Annotated in this window: 26 protein-coding genes and 1 pseudogene; 16 read left to right on the forward strand and 11 right to left on the reverse strand. The window is 38.0% G+C overall.

Annotated features, from left to right (window positions below; all coding sequences use genetic code 11):
• The first annotated feature begins 302 nt into the window (after positions 1 to 302).
• From ilvD to ilvA, 5 genes are read left to right on the forward strand one after another with little or no spacing between them, the layout of a single operon-like run.
• Positions 303 to 1,994, forward strand: a complete 1,692-nt coding sequence (gene ilvD, locus ORH16_RS14755; protein ID WP_265459614.1) for a dihydroxy-acid dehydratase — start codon at positions 303 to 305, stop codon at positions 1,992 to 1,994.
• Between the two features lie 6 nt (positions 1,995 to 2,000).
• Entirely contained in the window at positions 2,001 to 3,701 is a 1,701-nt protein-coding gene (ilvB, locus tag ORH16_RS14760; protein ID WP_416207869.1) for a biosynthetic-type acetolactate synthase large subunit, read from the forward strand.
• The gene (gene ilvN, locus ORH16_RS14765; protein WP_265459616.1) at positions 3,698 to 4,183 is read left to right on the forward strand and encodes an acetolactate synthase small subunit; all 486 of its coding nucleotides are present in this window, start codon (positions 3,698 to 3,700) and stop codon (positions 4,181 to 4,183) included. The genes ilvB and ilvN overlap by 4 nt, the downstream gene beginning before the upstream one ends.
• 54 nt (positions 4,184 to 4,237) lie before the next feature.
• Positions 4,238 to 5,233, forward strand: coding sequence for a ketol-acid reductoisomerase (gene ilvC / locus ORH16_RS14770; RefSeq protein WP_265459617.1), 996 nt, complete (start codon positions 4,238 to 4,240; stop codon positions 5,231 to 5,233).
• Positions 5,234 to 5,247: 14 nt separating this feature from the next.
• On the forward strand, positions 5,248 to 6,504 hold the full coding sequence (gene ilvA, locus ORH16_RS14775; protein WP_265459618.1) for a threonine ammonia-lyase IlvA: 1,257 nt from the start codon (positions 5,248 to 5,250) through the stop codon (positions 6,502 to 6,504).
• A gap of 271 nt (positions 6,505 to 6,775) precedes the next feature.
• On the opposite strand, the gene ORH16_RS14780 is transcribed toward ilvA, so the two are convergent.
• Positions 6,776 to 7,960 carry a trans-sulfuration enzyme family protein gene (locus tag ORH16_RS14780; protein WP_265459619.1) on the reverse strand — a complete coding sequence of 395 codons (1,185 nt, stop codon included), beginning with the start codon at positions 7,958 to 7,960 and terminating at the stop codon, positions 6,776 to 6,778.
• A 12-nt stretch (positions 7,961 to 7,972) separates the two neighbouring features.
• A complete protein-coding gene (locus ORH16_RS14785; RefSeq protein WP_265459620.1) occupies positions 7,973 to 9,280 on the reverse strand; it encodes a PTS sugar transporter subunit IIC in 1,308 nt (435 codons plus the stop codon).
• Positions 9,281 to 9,423: 143 nt separating this feature from the next.
• Between ORH16_RS14785 and ORH16_RS14790 the strand changes: the two genes are divergently transcribed.
• From ORH16_RS14790 to ORH16_RS14800, 3 genes are all read left to right on the forward strand, one after another.
• Positions 9,424 to 10,272 (forward strand): MurR/RpiR family transcriptional regulator, encoded by an 849-nt coding sequence (locus ORH16_RS14790; RefSeq protein WP_265459621.1) that lies wholly within the window; start codon positions 9,424 to 9,426, stop codon positions 10,270 to 10,272.
• A 379-nt stretch (positions 10,273 to 10,651) separates the two neighbouring features.
• The gene (locus ORH16_RS14795; protein WP_265459622.1) at positions 10,652 to 10,996 is read left to right on the forward strand and encodes a PadR family transcriptional regulator; all 345 of its coding nucleotides are present in this window, start codon (positions 10,652 to 10,654) and stop codon (positions 10,994 to 10,996) included.
• Positions 10,997 to 10,999: 3 nt separating this feature from the next.
• Complete coding sequence (locus ORH16_RS14800) at positions 11,000 to 11,830, forward strand: hypothetical protein (protein WP_265459623.1); 831 nt, start codon at positions 11,000 to 11,002, stop codon at positions 11,828 to 11,830.
• A 131-nt stretch (positions 11,831 to 11,961) separates the two neighbouring features.
• Here the strand turns inward: ORH16_RS14800 and ORH16_RS14805 are convergent, their stop codons facing one another.
• A complete protein-coding gene (locus ORH16_RS14805) occupies positions 11,962 to 12,807 on the reverse strand; it encodes an NmrA family NAD(P)-binding protein (protein ID WP_265459624.1) in 846 nt (281 codons plus the stop codon).
• Between the two features lie 186 nt (positions 12,808 to 12,993).
• On the opposite strand from ORH16_RS14805, the gene ORH16_RS14810 reads away from it, so the two are divergent.
• On the forward strand, positions 12,994 to 13,407 hold the full coding sequence (locus ORH16_RS14810) for a MarR family winged helix-turn-helix transcriptional regulator (protein ID WP_265459625.1): 414 nt from the start codon (positions 12,994 to 12,996) through the stop codon (positions 13,405 to 13,407).
• Between the two features lie 30 nt (positions 13,408 to 13,437).
• On the opposite strand, the gene ORH16_RS14815 is transcribed toward ORH16_RS14810, so the two are convergent.
• The 6 genes and pseudogenes from ORH16_RS14815 to ORH16_RS14840 form a co-directional block, all read right to left on the reverse strand.
• Positions 13,438 to 13,761, reverse strand: a complete 324-nt coding sequence (locus ORH16_RS14815; RefSeq protein ID WP_265459626.1) for a hypothetical protein — start codon at positions 13,759 to 13,761, stop codon at positions 13,438 to 13,440.
• A 125-nt stretch (positions 13,762 to 13,886) separates the two neighbouring features.
• On the reverse strand, positions 13,887 to 14,234 hold the full coding sequence (locus tag ORH16_RS14820; protein WP_265459627.1) for a hypothetical protein: 348 nt from the start codon (positions 14,232 to 14,234) through the stop codon (positions 13,887 to 13,889).
• Positions 14,235 to 14,897: 663 nt separating this feature from the next.
• Positions 14,898 to 15,524: an HAD family hydrolase gene (locus tag ORH16_RS14825; protein ID WP_265459628.1), complete on the reverse strand. Its 627-nt coding sequence runs from the start codon at positions 15,522 to 15,524 to the stop codon at positions 14,898 to 14,900.
• Between the two features lie 32 nt (positions 15,525 to 15,556).
• Positions 15,557 to 15,946 (reverse strand): cytidine deaminase family protein, encoded by a 390-nt coding sequence (locus ORH16_RS14830; RefSeq protein ID WP_265459629.1) that lies wholly within the window; start codon positions 15,944 to 15,946, stop codon positions 15,557 to 15,559.
• 280 nt (positions 15,947 to 16,226) lie between these two features.
• Positions 16,227 to 16,888, reverse strand: a pseudogene (locus ORH16_RS14835) (lysostaphin resistance A-like protein).
• A gap of 102 nt (positions 16,889 to 16,990) precedes the next feature.
• Entirely contained in the window at positions 16,991 to 17,317 is a 327-nt protein-coding gene (locus ORH16_RS14840; protein WP_265459631.1) for a MazG nucleotide pyrophosphohydrolase domain-containing protein, read from the reverse strand.
• Between the two features lie 379 nt (positions 17,318 to 17,696).
• Between ORH16_RS14840 and ORH16_RS14845 the strand changes: the two genes are divergently transcribed.
• Positions 17,697 to 18,248: a GNAT family N-acetyltransferase gene (locus ORH16_RS14845; protein WP_265459632.1), complete on the forward strand. Its 552-nt coding sequence runs from the start codon at positions 17,697 to 17,699 to the stop codon at positions 18,246 to 18,248.
• A 455-nt stretch (positions 18,249 to 18,703) separates the two neighbouring features.
• On the opposite strand, the gene ORH16_RS14850 is transcribed toward ORH16_RS14845, so the two are convergent.
• Entirely contained in the window at positions 18,704 to 19,285 is a 582-nt protein-coding gene (locus ORH16_RS14850) for a helix-turn-helix domain-containing protein (RefSeq protein WP_265459633.1), read from the reverse strand.
• Between the two features lie 36 nt (positions 19,286 to 19,321).
• On the reverse strand, positions 19,322 to 19,702 hold the full coding sequence (locus ORH16_RS14855; protein WP_265459857.1) for a recombinase family protein: 381 nt from the start codon (positions 19,700 to 19,702) through the stop codon (positions 19,322 to 19,324).
• 425 nt (positions 19,703 to 20,127) lie between these two features.
• Here ORH16_RS14855 and ORH16_RS14860 point away from each other — a divergent pair, with 425 nt between their 5' ends.
• The 6 genes from ORH16_RS14860 (at position 20,128) to ORH16_RS14885 (ending at position 24,240) form a co-directional block, all read left to right on the forward strand.
• Entirely contained in the window at positions 20,128 to 20,406 is a 279-nt protein-coding gene (locus tag ORH16_RS14860; RefSeq protein ID WP_265459634.1) for a hypothetical protein, read from the forward strand.
• Between the two features lie 53 nt (positions 20,407 to 20,459).
• Positions 20,460 to 20,747, forward strand: a complete 288-nt coding sequence (locus tag ORH16_RS14865) for a hypothetical protein (protein ID WP_265459636.1) — start codon at positions 20,460 to 20,462, stop codon at positions 20,745 to 20,747.
• A 277-nt stretch (positions 20,748 to 21,024) separates the two neighbouring features.
• Positions 21,025 to 21,171, forward strand: a complete 147-nt coding sequence (locus ORH16_RS14870; RefSeq protein ID WP_265459637.1) for a putative holin-like toxin — start codon at positions 21,025 to 21,027, stop codon at positions 21,169 to 21,171.
• Positions 21,172 to 21,554: 383 nt separating this feature from the next.
• On the forward strand, positions 21,555 to 22,892 hold the full coding sequence (locus ORH16_RS14875) for a C40 family peptidase (protein ID WP_265459638.1): 1,338 nt from the start codon (positions 21,555 to 21,557) through the stop codon (positions 22,890 to 22,892).
• Between the two features lie 569 nt (positions 22,893 to 23,461).
• The gene (locus ORH16_RS14880) at positions 23,462 to 23,848 is read left to right on the forward strand and encodes a hypothetical protein (RefSeq protein WP_265459639.1); all 387 of its coding nucleotides are present in this window, start codon (positions 23,462 to 23,464) and stop codon (positions 23,846 to 23,848) included.
• A gap of 125 nt (positions 23,849 to 23,973) precedes the next feature.
• Complete coding sequence (locus tag ORH16_RS14885) at positions 23,974 to 24,240, forward strand: hypothetical protein (RefSeq protein WP_265459640.1); 267 nt, start codon at positions 23,974 to 23,976, stop codon at positions 24,238 to 24,240.
• Positions 24,241 to 24,285: the final 45 nt, after the last annotated feature.

A 24,285-nucleotide genomic window follows, 5' to 3' on the forward strand; every position in this document is an offset into this window, starting at 1 on the left:
AATTCAAAATTTTATATTGACAAATGAGAACATTAAGAATAATATTTAACAAAAGCACAATCTTTTCACATGGAAATTTAATCGAAGTTAATTGAGGAGTAACCCCTATGAAAAACTCAAGACAGAATTTAGTCATTTTAATTTTATGATCTAGGACTTTGAAGGCAGAGAAAATTTCTGACACTTTGAGTCCTGTTTGTCTTTGGTAAATGGGGCTCTGACGAAGGCATCCCTAAATTCACGGGATGCCTTTTTAATTTAAAAAATTAGCAGCAGTAATGAAAACTAAGGAGATGTTGTTTATGCGCAGTGACAAAATTAAAGTTGGAGTAGATGCGGCCCCCGCCCGCAGCCTGTTATACGCCACCGGGCAGGTAAAAAATGCTGAGGACATGCAAAAGCCTTTTATCGCTATCTGTAATTCTTATATCGATATTGTTCCCGGCCACGTCCATTTAAGGGAATTGGCTGACATTGCCAAGGCGGCGATTATTGAAGCCGGCGGAATTCCCTTCGAGTTCAATACGATTGGCGTTGATGACGGCATTGCGATGGGACATATCGGTATGCGCTATTCACTACCCAGCCGTGAGTTGATTGCGGACGCTGCGGAAACAGTGATAAATGCCCACTGGTTTGACGGAGTCTTTTATATTCCTAACTGTGACAAAATTACTCCCGGAATGCTGCTGGCGGCCGTGAGAACCAATGTGCCGGGAATTTTTTGTTCCGGCGGTCCCATGAAGGCTGGTATTGATCCTAAAGGTCACTCAACAACACTTTCCTCGATGTTTGAAGCAGTTGGAACCTTTAAAGATGGCAAAATGAGTGAAGAAGATTTTCGTTTTATGGAACAAAATGCTTGTCCGGTCTGTGGCTCTTGCGCCGGAATGTTTACTGCTAATTCCATGAATTGCCTGATGGAAGTTTTAGGTATGGCACTACCGGGCAACGGGACAATCTTAGCCGTTTCTGAAGAACGCAGAGAATTAGTTCGCCAGTCGGCCTTCAAGTTGATGGATTTAGTGAAAAATCAAGTGAAGCCAAGGGATATTATCACCAAAGAAGCGATTGATGATGCCTTTGCATTAGACATGGCAATGGGGGGCTCAACGAATACCGTACTCCACACATTAGCCATTGCGAATGAAGCCGAAATTCCCTACAACTTAGAAGACATCAATGAAATCGCCAAGAAAGTGCCTTATCTTTCCAAAATTGCACCATCTTCAGCTTACTCGATGCACGATGTCCATGAAGCTGGCGGAGTTTCCGCAATCATTAAAGAGTTAGTTGATTTGGAAACGGCGATTCATCCCGACCGGATCACGGTCACCGGCAATACCTTGCGAGAAAATGTTGCGACGGCGGCCATCAAGAATACTGATGTGATTCATCCAAAGGAAAATCCATACAGTCCGGTCGGCGGCTTATCGATTTTATACGGCAACATCGCTCCAGAAGGCAGTGTCATTAAAGTCGGCGGAGTAGATCCGTCGATTAAAACCTTTGTCGGCAAAGCGATTTGTTTTGCCAGCCATGATGAAGCAGTTGAGGCGATTGATAATCATACGGTACAGGCAGGACATGTCGTGGTGATTCGTTATGAAGGACCTAAAGGTGGTCCGGGAATGCCAGAGATGCTAGCGCCAACCTCAAGTATTGTTGGTCGTGGTTTAGGTAAGGACGTTGCGCTGATTACTGATGGCCGTTTCTCCGGAGCTACTCGTGGAATCGCCGTTGGGCACATTTCACCTGAAGCGGCTGCCGGCGGACCGATTGCTCTCATTGAAGATGGTGACGAGATTACGATTGATTTGACTAATCGTCGGATTGAATTAAATGTTCCGCAAGAAACCCTTGCTACGAGACAAGATCAGCTGCCCCGCTTTAAAGCCAAAGTTAAAAAAGGTTGGTTGGCCCGCTACACGGCTTTAGTCACCTCTGCTCATACAGGAGGTGTGATGAAATTACCAGAAGATTTACTGGATTAAGGATGGATGCTTATGAAAGAAGAAAAAAGACAATCAGGTGCTGAGATTTTATTGCAAGCCTTGAAGGATGAGGGTGTGGATACGATTTTTGGCTATCCCGGCGGTGCAGTTTTACCTTTGTATGACGCCCTTTACTCCGCTGATTTCAAACATATTCTCACTCGTCACGAGCAAGGTGCTGTCCATGCTGCCGAAGGGTATGCGAAAGCTACCGGGAAACCAGGGGTTGTGATTGTAACCAGCGGCCCCGGAGCTACCAATGCCGTCACCGGCATTGCCGATGCTATGGCGGATTCAGTTCCCTTAGTCGTCATCACAGGACAGGTCGGGACAGCGGGGATTGGTAAAGATGCATTTCAAGAGGCAGACATTTTAGGCTTGACGATGCCCATCACCAAAAATAATTATCAAGTGCGGGAAGTCGAAGACCTGCCCCGCATGATGGCAGAAGCCTTTCACATTGCCACCACCGGTCGTAAAGGTCCAGTCGTGATTGATTTACCAAAAGATATTTCGGTTTCGCAGATGACACCAGTTAAGCTCCCGCCGGTGAATTTGGCTAGTTATCAGCCAACTTTTCAGCCCAACCAGCTGCAAGTCAAAAAATTAGTTGAAGCCCTCGCCGAAGCGAAAAAACCGGTTGTCTTAGCTGGTGCGGGAGTCATCCAAGCCAATGCCAGCCAAGAGTTGATTGAATTTGCCGAAAAATTTCAAGTGCCGGTGCTAACGACTTTACTTGGCTTAGGCAGTATCCCTTATGAACATGAGCTATTTTTAGGCATGGGGGGGATGCACGGCTCCTTTGCCGCTAACATGGCTCTAACCGATTGTGATTTGCTGATCAACATTGGTTCTCGCTTTGATGATCGTTTGGCCAGTGCGCCAGGGGAATTTGCCCCCAATGCGATTGTCGCACATATTGATGTCGACCCGGCTGAAATCGGGAAAATCATTGAAACGGCAATTCCGATTGTGGGGGATGCGAAGGAAGCTTTGAAGCTGCTGAATGCCACTGGCTCCAGAGAACCAAATTGTGAAGAGTGGCGGAAGCTAAATCAGTCCCGCAAGAAAATGCATCCGTTTAATTTTGATCGGCAAGCCACCGATGAAATCAAACCACAACGGGTAGTAGAACTAGTCGGTGAGCTGACAGGTGGTCAAGCAATTGTTGCAACAGATGTTGGCCAGCATCAAATGTGGGTCGCCCAGTATTATCCCTTTGAAAATGAAAACCAGATTATCACCAGCGGCGGCTTGGGCACGATGGGTTACGGCATTCCCGCCGCAATTGGCGCCAAGCTAGGCCAGCCGCAAAAAGAAGTTGTCGTTTTTGTCGGCGATGGTGGGTTTCAAATGACCAACCAGGAATTGGCGATTTTAAATGATTACGGCATCGATTTAAAAGTAATTTTGATGAACAACCATTCTCTCGGCATGGTGCGGCAATGGCAGGAAAGCTTTTTTGATAATCGCCGCTCAGAGTCGGTGTTTAGCAGTCAACCGGATTTTGTCAAAATGGCCGAGGCCTATCACATTGCTGGCACCCGGATTGACAATCCAACGACCTTTGAAGCGGACTTTAAAGCTGCCTTTGAAAAGTCCGGACCGGCACTAATCGAAGTCGTCGTGTCAAACACAGAGCATGTCTTGCCGATGGTACCGGCCGGCAAACCAAACTATCAGATGTTGGGGGTGTGGAGTAAATGAGAAGAGTCATTACTGCAACCGTAAATAATAATTCGGGAGTCTTAAACCGTTTTAGTGGCGTGTTAAGCCGCCGCCAAGTAAATATTGATAGTATTTCCGTCGGAGCAACCGAGTTGGAAAATGTTTCCCGGATTACAATCGTCATTCATGTGGCAGATTTGGCGGAAAGCGAACAAGTCACCAAGCAGCTGAATAAACAGATTGACGTGATAAAGGTCTCGGATATTACCGATGAGCCCCATCTTGAACGAGAATTAATTTTAGTCAAGGTCAATGCCCCCGCCAGCAGCCGTTCAGAAATTTTAGCTTTAATCGATCCGTTTCGCGGCAACATTATCGACGTTGGCAACAAAACAATCGTCATCCAAGTGACGGGCACCAGCGAAAAAATCAACGCCTTTGTTGATGTGGTCGCCCCTTACGGCATTAAACAAGTCGCCCGAACCGGCATCACCGGCTTTACCAGAGGAAAAAATAATTAGTTACTTAAAGCGCAGGCTTTTTGAATAAACCAACCAATTGGAGGAATTAGTATTATGGCAAAAGTATATTATGATGATTCAGTTGCAACAAATCAGCTTGAAGGCAAAACAATCGCAATTATCGGCTACGGCTCACAGGGACATGCCCATGCGCAAAACTTACGGGACAACGGCAACCAAGTCGTAATCGGAATTCGTGAAGGCAAATCTGCCGAAGCAGCCAGAAATGATGGCTTTGAAGTATTATCAGCTGCCGATGCAACTAGAAAAGCGGATGTTGTAATGATTTTAGCGCCAGATGAAATTCAAGGCACACTGTACGAAAATGAAATTGCTCCGAATTTAGAAGCGGGTAATTCTTTAGTCTTTGCCCACGGCTTCAACATCCATTTTGATGTCATTACTCCTCCTAAAGATGTCGATGTCTTTTTAGTAGCACCAAAAGGCCCCGGTCATCTGGTACGCCGGACCTTTACAGAAGGCTTTGCGGTACCAGCCTTATTTGCGGTTTTCCAAGATGCTACCGGTGACGCTCGTGAAAAAGCTCTCTCTTACGCAAAGGGAATTGGCGCAACTCGTGTCGGTGTGTTAGAAACGACCTTTAAAGAAGAAACTGAAACCGATTTGTTCGGTGAACAAGCTGTATTATGTGGTGGCTTGACGAGCATGATTGAAGCAGGCTTTGAAACACTGACTGAAGCCGGCTACCAACCAGAATTAGCTTACTTTGAAGTTTGTCATGAAATGAAGCTTATCGTGGACTTGATTTATGAGGGAGGCTTTGAAAAAATGCGGAACTCTATTTCAAATACTGCGGAGTACGGCGATTATGTTTCCGGTCCTCGGGTTATCACAGCTGAAACTAAGAAAAACATGAAGGCCGTTTTAACGGATATTCAAAACGGTAATTTTGCTAAAGGCTTTATCGATGACAATAAAAATGGCTTCAAAGAATTTTACAAGATGCGTGAAGACAATGCTGGTCATCCAATTGAAAAAGTTGGTGCCGACCTTCGTAAAATGATGCCCTTCGTATCAAAAAATGACTAATAAGAGGTGAAAGTATGTCGTTGGTTACAGCAGAAGATGTGTTACAGGCTTATGAGAAGATTGCTGAAGCGGTGGATCAGACTCCGTTACAATATGACCGCTATCTTTCAGAAAAATATGATTGCCAAGTTTATTTAAAGCGAGAGGACCTGCAGAAGGTCCGCTCCTTTAAATTGCGGGGAGCTTATTATGCGATTAAGTCCCAGCCCTATGACGCCATTAAAAAAGGCGTCGTCTGTGCCAGCGCAGGTAACCATGCCCAAGGGGTTGCTTATACGTGTAATGAAATGCAAATTCCTGCGACTATTTTCATGCCGACAACAACACCAAATCAAAAAATTTCTCAGGTCGAATTTTTTGGCGGAAATTTTGTTGAAGTCCGTCTAATCGGCGATACCTTCGATGCCTCCGCAGCGGCCGCTAAAGAATTCAGCCAAGTCAATCAGCTTGTCTTTATTGACCCATTCAACGATGAAAAAATCATTGCTGGTCAAGGCACATTGGCAGTCGAAGTTTTCAATGAGGCGAAGGCGGCGGATGCCCAAATTGATTTTGTTTTAACCGCAGTTGGTGGCGGTGGGCTAATTAGTGGTGTTGCCGCCTATACCAAAGGCGTTTCCCCTGAAACTAAAGTTGTGGGGGTTGAGCCTTTAGGGGCACCTTCCATGACAGCTGCTTTTGCTGCTGGAAAACCGGTGATGCTGGAAACAATTGATAAGTTTGTTGATGGGGCCGCGGTCAAAGAAGTTGGTCAGCTGACCTATGAGCACGCTACCGCCTACGTTGATGAATTAATCACAGTTGACGAAGGCGAAGTTTGTTCCACCATTTTGGATTTATACACCAAACAAGCCATTGTAGTGGAACCAGCCGGCGCTCTAAGCGTAACAGCTTTGAATCATTTAGCTGCAGAAATTAAAGGCAAAACCGTTGTGTGTGTCATCAGCGGTGGCAACAATGATATTAATCGGATGTCAGAAATTGACGAACGAGCCTTAATCTATGCCGGCTTGAAGCATTATTTCTTAGTCAATTTCCCGCAACGCCCCGGTGCTTTAAAAGAATTTGTAACAGACATCTTAGGTCCGAATGACGACATTACACGATTTGAATACACCAAAAAAATTAATCGTGGCATGGGTCCAGTAATGATTGGCATCCAGCTGCGAAACAAAGAAGATTTGCCGGCCTTGTTAGAAAATCTGGCAGACTTCGATCCTAAGTATATTGATTTGAAAGAAAATCAAATGTTGTATTCTTTGCTGGTTTAAGGATTGGCAGGGATGAGTTGACATAAAGAATTAAGGTATCATCAGAAAGAAAATTTATTTGGTTGATTGAATGACGACTTAATCAAACAGATTTCTTTCTGATGATTTTTTCTGTGATTCTAACTAGAATAGTTCATTTACCCTCTCATCCAAAAGAACCACTGATTTTTGAAGGTAGTATTTGAGAAGTAAAATTGATAAAAAACTTGTAAGTGAAAAGCCGGACTATTTATTTCAATCGATAAATAGTCCGGCTTTTCAGGTATAGATTTTATGATAATGGTCCATATGCAATATCAAGAGCTTGTTTAATGTCTTCCAAAATAGATTGTGGGTCCTCAAGCCCTAAATACATACGGATATGGGAAATTGGCAGGCCACGATCTTTTAGCTGCTGTTCATTGTTTCCCTTGTAGGCAGGTAGAACTAAACTTTCAAAGCCGCCCCAGCTTACGCCAATTGACATGATGTTCAAGTGATTGACAAATATTTTTAGTTTTTCAAAATCTAAATCGACAAGATCAATCGCAAATAAAGAACCGTAACCGGATAAATATTTTTTTGCCAGCTGCTTTTGTTGATCAGAGCCACAATGGGGATGATAGATTTTAGCTATCCGTGGATCTTTTACTAGTTCATCTAGTAGAGTGGTAATAGCGTTGGATAGATGACTCATTCGGACGGGCAAAGTTCTCAATCCGCGAATGGCTAGCCATGAATTGAAAGGGCTACTAACGGCGCCTAATGATTGATGACCATGTTCAAAAATATCATCTACCAGCTGATTGCTGCCAATTACGGCTCCACCGACAATATCGGAATGACCCCCGATATATTTTGATAAGGAGAGAATGACCAGATCAATGTCATAAGCTAGCGGCTTTTGTAATAAAGGTCCCGCCCAGGTGCCATCGATGACAGTATAAATATTATTTTCTTTTGCTAAAGCAGTGATTTCAGCTAAGTCTAATAGTTCAAATTTTTGTGAAGAAGGACTTTCAAAATAAATCATTTTGGTTGCTGGGGTAATGAATGATTTTAATTCAGCCGTTTCGGAAACATCAACCCGATCGACAGTCACTCCAAATTTTTCCATGTAGCGAACAAGGGCTACAGCTTCACCATAAATTGTGTTTGCCATCAGGACATGATTGCCTTGCTTTAACAGGGTGAAAAAAGTTGCGGCAATGGCCCCCATGCCAGAAGCGAAGACTTTACACTTTTCGCCACCTTCTAAGCGAGCTAATTTTTGTTCAAGATTTTCCGTTGTGGGATTTGTTCCGCGGGTATAGACATAATGATTTTTTTCATCATCACTGGCAGCCATAAAATCTTCGTAGTTTTCATAATAAAAAGAAGAGGTCTGGACGATGTCAGGTGACATCGGAATATAAGCACGCTCGTTAGTTTTTTCAACTTCACAGCAAATATTCTCAAAATATTCTTGTTCTTTCACAGGTAGGACCTCCTAGATAGTGTCGGGAATTTCATGTAATTCTTCTTTGTTGTATTGGTTGTCTAAGGCTTTTACAAATGGGTAATAAATAATGATACAAGCTAATACTGCAACGATTTGCGTAACAGCTCCTTGCCAACCGCCGACTAAGAATCCTGAGAAAAGGAAAGGCGTGGCCCATGGTGCTTGAATGTTGGTAAACATTGGCATAAAGCCGACAGTCATGGAAAGATAAGCAATCACAACAGAAATAATTGGTGCAATGGTAACTGGAATTAAAATTAATGGATTAAAGATAACCGGTAAGCCAAAAATCAAAGGTTCATTAATATTAAACAATGCAGGTACAAAAGAAATTTTTGACATGGCCTTCATGCGAGAGGAACGGCCAACTAAAATCATGGCTACTGCCAAGCCGATAGTACAACCGGCACCACCAATTGTGGCAAATTGATCGAGCATTTGAACTGTTCCGAAGTTACCGGTCTGCGTTGTCAGATTGCCAGCCTCAGCTAGTAGTTGATTATTATCCGCATTTGCATACAATATTGGATAGAGCATCGAATTGATTACCGTTGGATGAATCCCAAACCACCACAATAATCCATTCAAGCCAGCTACGATGATGATGGCAAAGGGTGAGCCGATGATACCTTGTAAGGGTGCTTGGATGATAGAATAAATCAATTCAGGGAAAGAGTCAGCAACTAAAACACCGATACCGTTGATGATCAAAGAAATTAAGGCAATAAAGAAACCAGGAATTAAGGCACTAAAGGCTTTGCTGACCATTGTTGGAACACTATCCGGCATTTTAATGACAATATTTTTTTTCAAACAAAAACGAGTGATTTCAACTGAGATAATTGACATGATAATTGCTGTAATAACACCTTGTGTGCCCAACCAATTAAAAGAAAGGACACGGCCGACAACTTCTCCGGCATCAGTTGTTACGGTTTTAGGCAAGACAATGACATAGGCAACAATACCAAAAATCATGGAAGTTAATTTATCCATGTCATAGCTTTCAGCAAGCTTGTAGGACATAGTACCAGCAAACATCAAGCCCATCATGTTAAAGGTGGCACGATAAGCTGGTGAGATGAAATCCACCCAGTCTGGACCAAAAATCGAGGCTACAAAATCTGAATAGCCTGCTAATGGGAAATCGGTAATTAGCATAAATATCGAACCAATAATTGTTAACGGCATAATAGCAAAAAAACCATTCCGTAAGGCTTGGAAGTAACGTAGCTCAGTTACTTTTGAAACTTTTGGAACGAGGGAACGTTCCACCCAATTTGTTACTTTATCCATTTGATATTCCTCCAATATGTTTTTCTTAAGCATAAGGTTTATGAAAATAAAGTAAACGCTTTACTAAGCTTTAGTAACTTTGTTCCGGTGTTTTTGCAAGTTCGCTATACTAGCATTGAAACAATGTTTCACAGGAGGAGAAAATGAATCTAATCAATCAACTTAAACAAGCAGAAAAATTTACCTTTAATGAAAATATTATTGTCGAATACTTACTAAGTCACGAGGAAGAATTTTTAGAATTATCCATCTATGATTTGGCGAAGCAGACAAATTCTTCGACATCGACAATTGTCCGCTTATCAAAGAAATGTGGCTATTCTGGATTTAAAGAGTTCAAAATAGCTTTTGCTAGAGCCTTGACTGCCAAGTATCAGCAGGTGGCAGATGTGGATGCTAATACACCTTTTGAGCCTCGTGACACAGACTTGCTAATTTCAAAAAAAATAGCTCAGTTAATGTCTGAAACAGTGACAGTCACTCAAGAATTATTAAATACTAGAAAGCTCAATCACAGCGTTGATATATTGTTAGCTGCTAAAAATATATATGGAATTGGTGTAAGTGATAACTATATTCGAATACGTGATTTAAAAACAAAGCTGGTGCGTATTGGGATTTATTTACGAACAATCGATTTGCAGGCGGAGCAATATCATCTAGCAGCCAATGCTACTAAAGAGGACGTCGCGCTACTCATTTCTTATAGCGGACGAACTGCCGAGATTGTTAATGATGCCAAAACATTTGCTCAAAATGGCACACCGATTGTTGCCATCACTGGAGATATTGAGAGCCCATTAGCAATGTACGCAACAGAAACTCTCTTACTGCCGAATAAAGAGGAGAGTACCTTCAAAGTGTCTAACTTTTCTTCGCAAATTGCGGTTGAGTACATTTTGAATGTGTTGTATTCTTGTATTTTTAATCGTAATTTTGAAGGCAATTATTCTGGGCAACGGGCAACACCTGTTTCCCGCTTTGATTTTTGAAAGGTTCCAAAATCTTGTAAAACTATTAGAATCGATACAACTGATAACAAGGAAAACTCACCAGTTCAGTTTTATCTCACTTGAGAATCTGACTGTCGAAGATTCTCATACGCCTTATCCACTTTTCAATATAGAACAAATTAAAGCCGAAAAAAAATTTTTTGGCTTTTTTATTTCCCTCAATTTCTTAATTAGGCCAAGCATCAGTCTAATTTATTTTTCTGTAAGCCCACAAAACACCTAATAAAAATAGGTTTGGTTAGTATAAATAGAATTCAAAAAAAAAGACTAGTATGTATTGCAATCTAGTGGAAGATGCGCTAAACTATTTTTAAGCTAATATGTATTGCAATATAGTTGGTGAAAAGTAGGTGATTAAATGTCAGTTAGCAATAGGTCGTCGCAGATGTTGAAGGGAATTCTTTCCGGTTGTATTTTGGTTTTGCTTAGTCAAGATACTTTGTATGGGTACACGCTAAGTCTTGAATTAGAAAAAATCGGCTTTAATCAAATTCCTAAAGGGACAATCTATCCTCTGTTGCTTAATTTAGAAAAAAAAGGACTGATTGAAGGGTATCGCGTACCTTCACCAGATGGGCCAAGTCGAAAATATTATAATTTGACTGAGCAAGGGGAGCTTGAAAAAGAGCAATTTATTGAAGAGTGGGGCCACCTCAAAAAAAACGTTGATAGGCTGCTAAATGTAGATGAAAAGAAGGGATGATGCATGATGAATACAGAGGAATTGATTCAAAAAAACAGCGAGCTTCAAAAGCAATTAAATCTAGCTAATCAAAGCTATTATGGAGATTTAGTAATTTATCTTAGAGCAAAAGGGACATTCAAAAATGAATTGGTAATCGAAGAAAAAGCCTTTGAGATTTTACAAGATATCTTAGAATCTCAAGCAGCAGGCATTGACGCTGAGGACTATTTTTGGAAGCAACCTAAAGAAATTGCGGATGAACTAATTCAGGCTGTCCCAAACAGTATCAAAGATTTTCTAAAATTAATCTTATTTGCATTAGGAGCTTACACTGTCTTCAGTTTGTTTCCAGCCTTAGTATTACCTGATAAGGCCTTTGATATTGGTGCATTTGGAATTGTAGCTGTCTATTCTATTGCCATCGCTTTGCTGATATTTTGGTTAGTTGGTACGAATGTGTATCAAAAGAAAAAGAAACTTTTTAATATACTTAATGTGATTCTCCTTGGAATTCTCTTAGCTGGCGGCGTGATGCTCTTAACAATGGTTAAAACTCCTTATCAATTTAGAATTACCGGGATTTGGGGCATACTGATTATCTTGATTTTATTAGTGGTCACGGCTGTTTTATTTTTCAGACAAACACGCGAAAACAGAAAAATCTGGGCGGTCTTTATACCGGCAATTACCAGTTGTGCCATCATTGGAATTTTTTCCAGAATTACCATGTTTTCACATTTTTTTGAGACAAAAACTGGTAGATATACTATAGCTGCTGTGCTGATTCTCTCTATTATTATTCAGTATCTACTGATTTACCTTTATACTAGAAAACCTAAAAAAATTGCTTGATAAAAAAACTGACCCTCCAAAAAATTCAGAGGGTTAGTCCAACAAAAATCACCGCAAATTCTGTCTGCTAGCTTCAAAATGAGGGGTAGCAAAACTTAATTTTGCGATGATTTTTTTCGCAGATAATTTGCTTATTTTTGTTGTTCCCGCAAATAGTCTTCAAAAGAAGTCGGTTTGCGGCCGAGTAATAATTTTAGAATATTACTATTACCATCTAGTCCCCATGTGGTATAAGAATCTGCCAGTTGCTCAAAGCCTTTGCGGAAATATAAATCAGTGGCATTGATTTGGTCAAGAAAATCTTCGACGGGAACGTAGATAGCTTTGGCCTTTTTATTGTAGACTTGATTGAACATAGAAACTAATTCATTAGGAGAGTAGGGCTGCGTTCCGACTAATTCGTAAGTCGCTTTGTTATGTTTTTCAATATTACGGAGAACATCTGCTAGAACTTCAGCAACATCGGTAGTATCGACATAGGCAACCTTGCTGTTGCTCCTATAAAAGATGCGATATTCATTGGTTTGTTCGACAATAGCAGGATTAAAATTATGCATGTAATGCATCGGCTGTAAAATCGTATACGGGAATTGCGTCTCCATCCCACGATAAATCAGGTGCTCCTCAACATCCCGTTTGGCAATATGTTGGAGTAAAGTAGATAAAATTGGATGAGTGACTGAGATGAAAACAAATTGGTTCACTTGATGGTCGATGGCGCTATCAATCAGCTGTTTACCAATCAGAGTTTCTTCTGCAGAAAACAATGGGGGAATATAGACAACCTGATCGACAGCACCCATTAGTTGATTGATAAATGTTAAGTTTGTCAAATCACCAACGAAAGATTTTTTGATACCGGGAATTTCTGCAACCTGTGGATTAATATCGGTCACGGCAACATCAAAGCCAGCAGCTATTAAATAATTGGCAATTGACCGCCCTGTATTGCCAGCAGCGGATGTGATTAAAATCATAATAATTTCCTCCTAATGTGATAGTGAAACAATTGTAGCATATTTCACAATTTACATGCAAACGCATTTAATTTCTGGCGATATAACTCAATTCACTGTTTAGCAGCGATAAAAATGTTCAAGAAAACTTGCTTCTCGAGGATTTTTTAGTTAAATTAAAAACACACTACACTTGCGAGGTTCCAGATGACGAATAAAAATGATTTGGTTCAACAAATAGCCATTCTTGAGCGGGATATTTCAAAGAAAATCAATGAGCTCTTAAATCCGCTAGGCCTAAATTCCAATAATTACTTCTATATAATTAAACTCGATGACAATCCCAACATCAGCCAAAAGGATTTCACTCCCCTAGTGAAATTAAACCAAAGTTCTGTTACACGCAGTATTAATAGCTTGGTCGAACAAGGCCTAGTCAAAAAAGATATCAGTATAGATAAAAGAAGTCAGCTGCTATCGTTAACCGAAGAAGGGAAGAGTATTGCAGCTGAGGTCAAAGGGAAAATCGATCAGCTGAATCAACAGCTACTCCTTGCAGCAGAAAAAGATTCCGCCTATGAGATTGTCAAAAAAATGCAAAACCTATTAGCATCCAACTGAAGCAGCAATTTTCAAAAGCCTAGTAAAGTGCTAGTTTGATTGAAAAACAATCTGAGCGTTTGGAAAATTAACTTGAAGTGCATGTTTGTATGCCTTGGCTCTTTTTGTGAGGACAATCAACACCCTCTCCAAGTTTTGAACAGTGGCAAATAGTTGATTAATAGTTACAGAAGACCACTTAAACATAGGGTGTTTCTGCTGAATAGTTTGATATTCCTCAGCAAAATTTTCTTTTCCTAGATAAGCATGGACTAGGGCTGAGCCCTGATAATCCAGCCGGTCCATCTTAGCGACAAAATATGCTTCTGTCACCTTGTCTGAAGAAATTAAGTTCATTTTTTCCGCTAATTCCATCGCAATCCACTCCTTACATACTTAAAAAATTTTCTCCTGATGAGCTGAATACAAGTTGGTCCGCTTAAATTTAGGCTCCGCCAATAATTTTTCAACAATCAGCGGGACAACTTTCTTAAAAATCCTTACCGCACACCCAATATATTTTTAAAAAGTAACTCATAGCCCAAGAAACCGTTGACCAACCCAGGATTCAACCTTAAAACTTCTAAGTAGAGCTGTTGAGTTGGCTTGCTAACAGCTCTTTTGAGAACTAGCGGATAAGCTGTTCTGGCAAAATTCAAACTCGCCCGTTCATAATAGAGCTTCTTATTCAGTAAATCGTTTTTGAAGTTTATCAGCAACTCGTGTTCTTCTACGCTGATTGCAGAATCGTTGGTGGACAAGACAGCCTCGACTTCACTTAATAAATGACGGACCACCTTTCTTGGAAAATATCTGCTAAATGGTGTATTGAAGGTTTCTTTTTTCATGATTTTTCCTCTTTTCAATTGGTGCCAGAAGGTTTCAACATAGCAATTATCAGTTTAGTAGAACAGGTTTATCTCCTTGGACATATAGAAAATTTGGTTGCAGATTCGCTTGAAACCCAACTGCAGATTGTGTGAATGAAAATTTACAGAATATTTTTTTGCGATTTTTGTTCAGAAGAAAATTCTTGTATGTTCTGCTAGACCAGTTTTTTTATCAGTTAACTTGATACGATCATTCTAGCACCGTTTTGCCAAGAAAAATCTAACATTGCAGTAAGCTTAGTCACATTGGCTAGGTTAAATATAGTGAGGTGAGACAAGTATGGTTGGCTGCTAGGGGATGTAGACCATTTCAAAATAACAGAAAAATATTACGCAGGAAACTGAAATACTTTTTAAAATTTAGGGGACATTGGCTGAGTGTTCGGTGCTTTTTATTTGGCGAGGGGAGTGAAATAAGGGAAATCTTCTGCTTTTTACAAGCTGAAAAGCCCTTAGAATTTTGATTTTTCTAAGAGCTAATGGTCGTATTGTTATGTTTGTGTTTGATAGGTTTACTTTGCGGAGATATATTTCTAATTGGGGGATTGCTTTACAACGTATCGTCGTTAAATGTCGAGAGCAGATTTTTGCTTCTTTTCAAAATTCGCTGTACCAATTGGATTAGCTAATAGTCAGCAGCTCAGCGGGTGAACTCAAAGAAAAATCAGCTTCTTTGGATAGCTTTTTGTTAAGTGTTCCCCACTCCGCCAAGGCAAATTTTGTGCCGGCAGCTTGTGCACAGGCGATATCCTGTGGCGAATCTCCAACAAAAAGGGTTTGTTCACTTTTTGAATTCAGCAGGTCCAGTGCTTTTAAAATTGGCTCCGGATGAGGCTTGTGGAAAGTTGTGTCTGTCGCAGTAATTACACAATCAAAATAAGCTGATAGTCCAAATTGATCAAACTCAGTAGCGATTCCTGCCCGCGTCTTTGAGGTGACAATCCCCAATTTAACGCCCTTATTATGCAATGCCTTGACGGCCTCAGTAATGCCTGGAAAAACAGTGATTTCCGTGAGATAATTTAAAACATTTTTACTCCATTTTTCATGTAAAGCAACTATTTCCTGCGGGTTCGTCGTAAAATTTTCTAAAGCCTGACGCCCGGGAATCCCTAAAATATACTGCAAATCCTCAAGAGAAACCTCCAGCTGCTTTTCTTTTTTCAAAATTTCTTGCAGAGACTTTCGCATCACATTAGAGGTGTCAATCAAAGTACCATCCACATCAAAAAGAATTGTTGTAATCATTTACTGTCTCCTTTGTCAGGTTTGAATTTATTTTATGCCCAATAATCAGGAATAAGCTCAGTCAAAGTAATAGTTTTCAGTGGGTTTAAACTAGTCAACACTTCCATTTGGCGATTTTGTCCGCCTAATTGCATCATAAATTCACGGCAAACACCACAGGGCATAATCACCTCAGTCCCTTTAACAGCGACTATTTTTGTGATTGTCGTTTCTCCATCAGTCAACATTGTGCCAATTGCGTTGCGTTCAGCGCAGTAGCCAATCGAGCAAGCCGTATCAATCGAAATCCCTGTATAAATTTTTCCTGCATCTGTCAGGACTGCAGCCCCAACACTACCCGCATACATAAATTCAGAGACTTGCCGTTCCCTGCAGACAGCGACAGCTTGATTGTATAACTCTTGCCAATTATTATGTTCCATTGTATATGGTCCTCCAACTAGTAGCTTGTCGATAATAAAAGCTTTTCTGAATAAGCTTAACATGGTATAAGATTTAACGTTTTTAATTAAAAATTTAGGATGTGCTGGCGATGAATTGCGCCTAATTAATCAGTGATGAAATTCATAAGCTCTTTTTATGGTTAGCCTGATAGCTATGTCTATCTTGTAAAAGTTTTTGACGGGAGTTCGTTGACTTATGCTTATGTTGTATTTAGATTGGAAAAAGTAAGTTATGGCAAGTAAGGTAGTGTGAATAATTTCATTCAAAAAATAGTAGTACCGACAAATTCCAACTCATGTGCAGAAAAATAGGAACAAGTATATTTTTACTTTTTATAAAAGCAATTGAATAAATAAAACTCAAAACTAAAACATTGATGAAAGCGCCTGTTGTAATATTTTGAATGAAATTATCCGTTCTAACCCAGATGGGAAAATGGATTAATAAAAAGAGAAGGGAGTTGAAAAAACTGCTTTAATTTTGCGTGTTTTGACTAGTAATTCATTAAGTAACCAACCTCTAAAAACTATCTCTTCAGTAATGCCTACAAAAAAGAACGTATCGATTAAATCGTATGGATTAAACAACTCGTTAAATTGTAGTTGGCCATTTTTTATCCATGAACCGATAAAAACATAACTAATCATCAGCACAATTATAAGTAGGTAAGGTCTTAAATTAAACTTATTTTTAAGGATAGTATTAAATGGCAAATACAAAGAATTGCTATACCTTTTCATTAAAAAAATGGCGGGAACTGTCCAAGTTAAAAATTTGATTATGGAGCCTGATAATTTTTGTGTTAGTGGAGACCCAAGCAAGGGTACTCCGGATAACTCAAATAAAGACCACCAAGAGAAGAAAATAATCAGATACATTACGATTACTTTATTAGATACCTGCGTTTGAGCAACTTTCATAAAAATCTCCCATCAGGTGTTAACAGTTAGTTTTTTATAGTTTATCACTACAATAGTGAGGAGAAGCCCTTGCTGTTTACCTTTTATGTTGACAGAGTCTTTTTATGCAAGGTTGTCTGAAAGAAATTCTGAAAGGTTAGGGGGTTGATTATATCTCCGAGATCCGTCTTTGTCTTTTTCTATAATGGCTTTTTCTAAATCAATATTATTAAGGGCTGCGATAGCAAATGTGTAGTGAATAACATCAACTAATTCATTTGCTAAAGAGTTATCCAACGGCTTCTTTTTTCGGCCTTGAATCTGATTTAAAACCTCCGCAACTTCGCCAATTTCTTCAACCAATTTCATAAAGAGGCTTTCTGTTATGCCCGTATCTTTGTACTTGAGGGCTAAGTAATCTTCTAATTGTTTTACAGTCAATTCCTTCATATAGAACTCCAATTTTAGTTTTATTATTATTGTAGCACGCAAAATAGCTAAGTTATCGAAAAATGCTATTTAAATGTTTGTATACAAAACAGCCTGCCAGACTAATGCTTGGCAAATGTTCGCTTGAGAAAAGGCGCATGATTCATTGGATTAAATAGTAGAATCCTGAGGAGACTGGCTTTGTAGGAAAAATAGTTAGTAAGATAAATTTAGGTTTTAAATGATTTATATCTCTTAGCTAATTTATTTACTATTTAGTTTTTATCAAACTAAATACTCTAGTTGGTTAGGATGTTGTACAATAAGTCTATTAACTTTTGTCTTGTTTTTTTCAAAGAGAACTATAAAATTTCGTGTTACTTTCTTGAGAATAATTCACATGAAAATATTTTTAGTTGAAGAACGGAGGGATTTTATTTTTACTATACGGCAGGAATTGAAATCTGATTATGATGAAGTATACAGCCTGGTGAAAGCATCTTTTGCTACAACCACCTATTCAGATGGTACAGAAGCAGATTACTTGAATGCTGAACGAACTAAAAGCACCTTTATACCGGAACTATCTTTTGTTGCTACAACTGAAACGGGTAGAATTGTTGGACAAATTTTGTTATATAAAACAAACATAACAAGTCAAACTAAACTAGTTGAATCCTTGGTATTATCCCCTATCTGTGTCCATCCAGAATATTTCCACCAAGGAATTGCAAGAAAGATGATTGAGCATGCACTTCAAAAAGCTAAAACTATGGGGTATACGTCAGTTTTTTTATGTGGAGACCCTGAAATATATCGAAAGCTAGGTTTTCGACCATCTTATGAGTTTGGCGTTTTTCACAAGAATGATTCGGATGCCGAGTGGTGCATGGCACGAGAACTATCAACGAACTCTTTATCAACTATCAGTGGAGTTATCGATATTGTGTAGCTTAATCCATTAAGTAAAAAAACTACTGAATAAACTAAAAATACTATGAAGCTATGGAAGGGGCTAATTGAAATAAAACAATCTGAATCGTTTGAGAACTTTGAAAATATGTAAATAACCAAGAGAAAGATGATTTAATAAAGCTTTCTATTGATGGGTATTGGATAAACAAACTCTTTAAACTTTTTCGACGGTTCAATATAGATGACTCTAAAACCTTAGTAAAAACAAAATAATCACTCGAACAAAGACCTCAAGGCGGCCATTACCTACAGTTTTTATCAACTCAATAAAATTTTAATCCACCGAGAATTTTTCTTCTTGGTGGATTTTTTCATTATTAGTAAGAGTTAAAACAAAAGTTTATGGGTAATGAAAAGGAGATTGAGTCATAAAAAATGATGCCTATTTTCAAATTTATAGGCCAAACTGTCATTTTTAAGCATGATTCTTGTTTAAGGAGAGTAGGTAAACATAGAGTATACTATTCCAATGAATAAACCCGTACTAATTGCTGTGATGAGGAGTAGGATTATATCGGCGAAGGTTATTTTTTCACTTTTTTTAAGAAAAGGATTCTCTTCAACAGATATTCCGTTATTGTTAACATAGCTGAGAATTGCGCCATAAGTTTGAAGCAATTTTGAGCCCTTGTACGTAATTAATTTGAATAAAGAAAAGAGATGAATGATTAAACAGCCAACTGACAGATATAATGCCCAAAGTCCGACTCTGTGATACAAAATAGCCATAGTAAAGATGGAGATAACTCCAGAAAAGAACGCAATCCAATAGCATTGTCTCAAAGGAGTCCGATAGACAATGAGCTCAATATCACCCAAGTCATCAAGCAGTAACTCAAATAATGGAATTCGAAAGGCAACACTTAATTCCTCTATTTGATGAATAGTTGGATACACATTTCCTAACTCCCAATCGGATATTTCTTTTTCCCCTACACCGATTATCTCAGAAAGTTCAGACTGTGAAAGATTATTTAGCGTTCTAAAAGTATTGATTTTATCTCCTAATTTCATAGTCTCTCCTAAAGTTTTTCCATAATGCCATCATTTTTAGTCTGTTGATAAAAAGCACTTTCTTCTCCAATTAGCTTTTTCTTGGTACAAAGTGGCCACACTAATACCATTTTTTTTAGAAACTTCTTTGGTGGTGTACTGCTTCAATAATTCCATTGCTAATTCTAGCTGGTCTTTGCTAAATTTTTGGGGTCGGCCTTCTCTGAAATTTGGATTTAACTTCGCTAGGGCCTTTCCTTCTTGCGTACGTTTCAAAATCATGTCGCGCTCAAATTCCCCAATGGCTAACATTTGAGTTAAGATTAGTCTGCCGGTTGGTGTATTTTCGATGATGCGCATTTTTAAAATATGAACCTTAACACCATTTTTAAAAAGTTCTTGAACAGTATTCAGCCCCTGAAATGTTGACGGGGAAATCTAATCGATTCGTGAACAACTAAAATATCGCCTTCAAAAAATAGTTTCTAGTAACTGCTAAAACTCTTTTTGTTCCATTTTTGTTCCAGTATATTTGTTAGTACAAATTTTATCGCAGCCGTAGTTCGTCAAAGCATTAATTTGTGTTTCTAAATCTTGGTCTCAGTTACTCAGGCAAGCATAGCCGAGCATCAAAAAAATCATCAGTTTCCATCTTGATCATGCTAAGTTTATTAACCTTGATTTTATCACATTTAAAGAAAAGCTATCAATCCTTTTAAGTTTTGATAGCTTTCGTTTTCTATTTTTTTATAGTTCTTCATTAAAAAAATGATGAATTAGAAAAATGTTTGGTATACTTGATATAATAGCGGTTATGTAAACTAGCTGTTTTTTGAATTAAATAACGAAAAGGAGTTGATAACATGGAGCGTTCAGAAGTAACAATTCATTTAAAAAATGGTGATTATGTACAGTTGAGTTGTAAAAGTGAAGATTTGGCTAAAAATTGGGTAGATCAGGTTCTTGGGTCTGAGGATAAATATTGCAAAGTGGAAAGTGTCTCAGGAGAGATACGGTATATCAATGTTTCTGAGATTTCTCAAATTGTTATTGGAGAAAAATTTGTTTCACCAGTAATAGCTAGTGAAATGGTTGCTATGAATTATCATTTGAAATTGATATACGATGTAATTGAAGGGTAGTTGGTAATAGTAGATTGGAAGGTTGCTAGTTGTTTAAAAAAGGAGTGTTCACTATGAATATAAAACAGATATTTGATTTAGGAGATGTAAAACTGGAAGGTAGATTTTATAATAAAGCTTATCCTAAAGGATCATCAGTCCATGATATTAAAGTCGTTGAGTATGAAGGTAAGATATATGTTTTTTTGACAAAAACAGGAGATGGTACTAGTGCTATGAATTGGTTGTCAGATGAGTATAAAGAGGTATCAAAGATTTTGAATTTAGATGATGCTAATATTTATTATCGTAATAATGATAATGATGTTTTTGATAATGTTTCTGATTCCTATAGAGAATAAATTGCAAAATAAATGGGGAATAGTCATGCGATTAGACGAGATAACAAAAGATTAGGATTTTTTTGCAGATTAAGATTTTTTGTGTACAGTTTTAAGTGATTCATAATTGATTAGCTAGTGTATTTTTAGAAGATCAAGATGTAAAAATACCTGCATTTTATGACTAAAATTATATGGTATACTTGCAAGGTAGAAAAGTGAAAAGATGGTGGCTAATCTCTTGAAAAAGGGGTGATTGCCTATGGTTTATAGCTTTATCCCTAGAAGGGAGTAGCGAGTGACAACGTTTGAAGCAATTCAACTGATGATCGCCTTTGCGACGTTGGTTTTGCTGATACTTGATCATAAAAAACAAAAAAATAACGGCTCTATAATTTATGGGACTGATGAATCAAAATTGATTCTTCAGCCCCATAAATTATAGAGCCAAAACAAATAATCCACCAAGAATCTTTGGTGGATTATTTGTTTTGCTTTTTATATTCAGAACGTTCGTTTCAGGGATGAATTTAAATGCACCCTAATTTTGCTTTCTAAACGATTGATTTATCAATATTCTATTTTAATAATAGCATTGTCCGAAATGATTGAGAGAGCACGAGTTAAATTATTCGCATACTGTCTTTATTTATGTATAAAATAAAAAAATATTGCAAAAGCTAAAAATAAAGTTTATAATGCCTTTATGAAAGCGCGCGCATTTATGTTGACAGTTTTAGAATGATACACGGTATTTTTTAGAATGAGTAGGTATAACTAAATATATTCGTTTAGGTTATTAAAATTATTTTTTGGGGGGGATTTAATTTGAAAAAGGCTAAAACCTTATGGTTTAAAACTACAAAAATCTGCATACTATGTTCAACTTTATTATCAGTGACGATGCTTCCTAATACGGTACACGCAAGTGGAAACAATTTTAGTGCTGAAGAGTATGCTCAAAAGGAAAAAGAAGGATTAGATGCAGGATACTCTTTAGAACAATTCGAACAAATTATGCAAATTCCTGATCTACCACATGAAGAAAAAATTTCTGATCGTGGGGTAACAACTTTTGCGGCAATGAGTTCAGATCAGACTAAAATCGTTCAAGTTGCAGAGGCCCAATTAGGGAAACCTTATGTAAGTGGAGCTCAAGGTCCAAATAGTTTCGATTGCGGTGGTCTTGTAAAGTACGTATATAAGCAGGCAGTAAACATTGAACTGCCAATGGGCACTTATAACCAAGAAAAATATGGCCGAGATGTCAGTATGAGTGCTCTACAGCCAGGAGACTTATTATTTTATGGAAATCGTGGTTCAACATATCATGTGGCAATTTATGTTGGGAATAACCAGATGATTTATGCTCCTCAACCTGGTCAAAAGGTGAAAAGAACTAGCTTAACATACTACTACCCAAGCTTTGCAAAGCGAATTCTAAAAGATGCTGCACCAGCGCCAACAGTAAATGCTTCATTGGACACAGTATCAATGAATACGTATGATTTTCTAATTGATGGCTGGATGACAACGACTGAAAATATTCAAAGTACAACACCGTTTGTTTTCTTTATGGATAGTAATACTGGAAAAGAAATTACTAGGTTAAAGATGACTAGAAAGTCTCGTACAGATGTCTCAGCAGTTTACCCTACAGTAAATGGCTCTAATGTGGGATGGACAATAAAAGGTGGTACTCCAGAAGTATTATTGGGTCGACAGTTTAAGATCCTTGTTCGTTATGCGACAGATAGCCAAGGGAATGCATGGAAACTAGATAAAACATTTCCAACCGTATACTCACTACCTGGAAAAGTAAATGATGGTAATCTAGATGTGATTCAGACAGAAGGCAATTTACGTAAAGTAATTGGGTGGCATGCAGCGTGGAATTCACCAAAAGGAACGAATAGATTTGTATTCCTGTTAGAGAATGGAAAAGAAGTAGCTAGGGCCAAAATTGATAGTTCAATCACTAGAACAGATGTAGCAAGCTATGTTGGAAAAAATGTTGCAGGGGTTCAGAATAGTGGATTTCAAGCAACTTTTGATGTTACGAAACTAAAAGGGAAAAACCTGCAAATCATGCACCGATATGCCTCTGACACATTGGGGAATCAAATTATTAATGATTTCTATTTTCCTGGGACATACAAATTCTGATAGTGCATACACCTTGTGTTGAAATTTTAAAGTGTTAAATAGACAAATAAAGACTAAAAGTAAGCCGTAGACGATTAAACTCTACGGCTTCAATTTGGTACATTTTAATGGTTCAGCTGTTTCAATTATCAGGATAATTATTGTCGGCTTCTTCAAGTAAATTGGTGAAAAAAAGGGTTGAAAGAAACAAATTTGCCTTTTTAATTAACTATTCAAATAGAAGATATCCTTTAAAGGACCAGATATGCCTTGTCTAAGAAAGATCAAATGAAGTACATTAGCTGTTAAACGAATGCAACATAATTTTGTCGTAAAGAACTATAGCAGCATTTGTATCGCCACTAAGTTGCTCGAGGTGGTAATGCTTTTTTTTATTCACCATAATAATGTGTAAAATTAGGATATACTCAAATCTTTCTACAAGCGATATTGATTTATCGCCTTTTTCTGTTTGTCTAAAAATTCCTTTTTGAAGGTAAGTTCACATAAATCACGTTATATCAAGTAAAAACTTCAAGAACAATAGGTTAAAAGTTGGCCTGTGGTACAATTGAATAAAGGAGATTTTCATGAAAAATATTAAATATTATCAATACTATCTAACTTTTGTTCTTGTCGCTTGTAGTGGAGCTATTATTTGGCAGCTATTTATTCCACAAATAGCTTTGTCTGGAACTTCATGGGGTGTTGCTTTAGGTTGGCAAAAGGAGATAGCCCTTTGGAATGTTGCCCTTGTATCGGCTATTATTTATTCTTTTATAAAAAAGGAAAAATCTTATTACAAAATACTAACGATTCAATCTACAATTCTATTTATTGTTCTTGGGTTAAATCACACATGGTCATTTTTTGAAAACTTACCGAATATATTTTTTATTCATTTAGCAGGCATATTTGAAATACTATTGCTAGGTGGAGGCTGGGGAATTTATGCATTGGTAAAATCAAAAGATTAGCCTCATAACACTATAGTTCACATAACCCTCCTTATGCAAAGTAAAAAAAATGAGTATTTATTGATATTTAGGCCACTAGAAACCTGTTATAATTGAATTAGGCTTAATTCTAGGGAGTGATTTAGTTGAATATTGAGATTGTAATATACGTAGGTTATGCTGGGTTGCTTGCGACGGGATTTTTATTGGTTTTGGCAGCTTTGATGAAAAAAACACACGGTCTTTTTTGGTCCAGAACACCTCAAGAATTTATAGAAGACGCTAATAATCCAAAATTTGACATAGAGAAATCTGTAGGAAATAAATTTATAAAAGTTGTATTTAAATACGTTCCTCCATTCTTTATTGGATTTCTTTTGATTCTATTAATAGCTCTTTTTTTCTTTTCTTAGTAATAACTCTGTTATTTAACGACTTAGTTCACATAATGCACATTA

The sequence above is a fragment of the Enterococcus sp. HY326 genome, from assembly GCF_026157065.1.
Classification (GTDB): domain Bacteria; phylum Bacillota; class Bacilli; order Lactobacillales; family Enterococcaceae; genus HY326.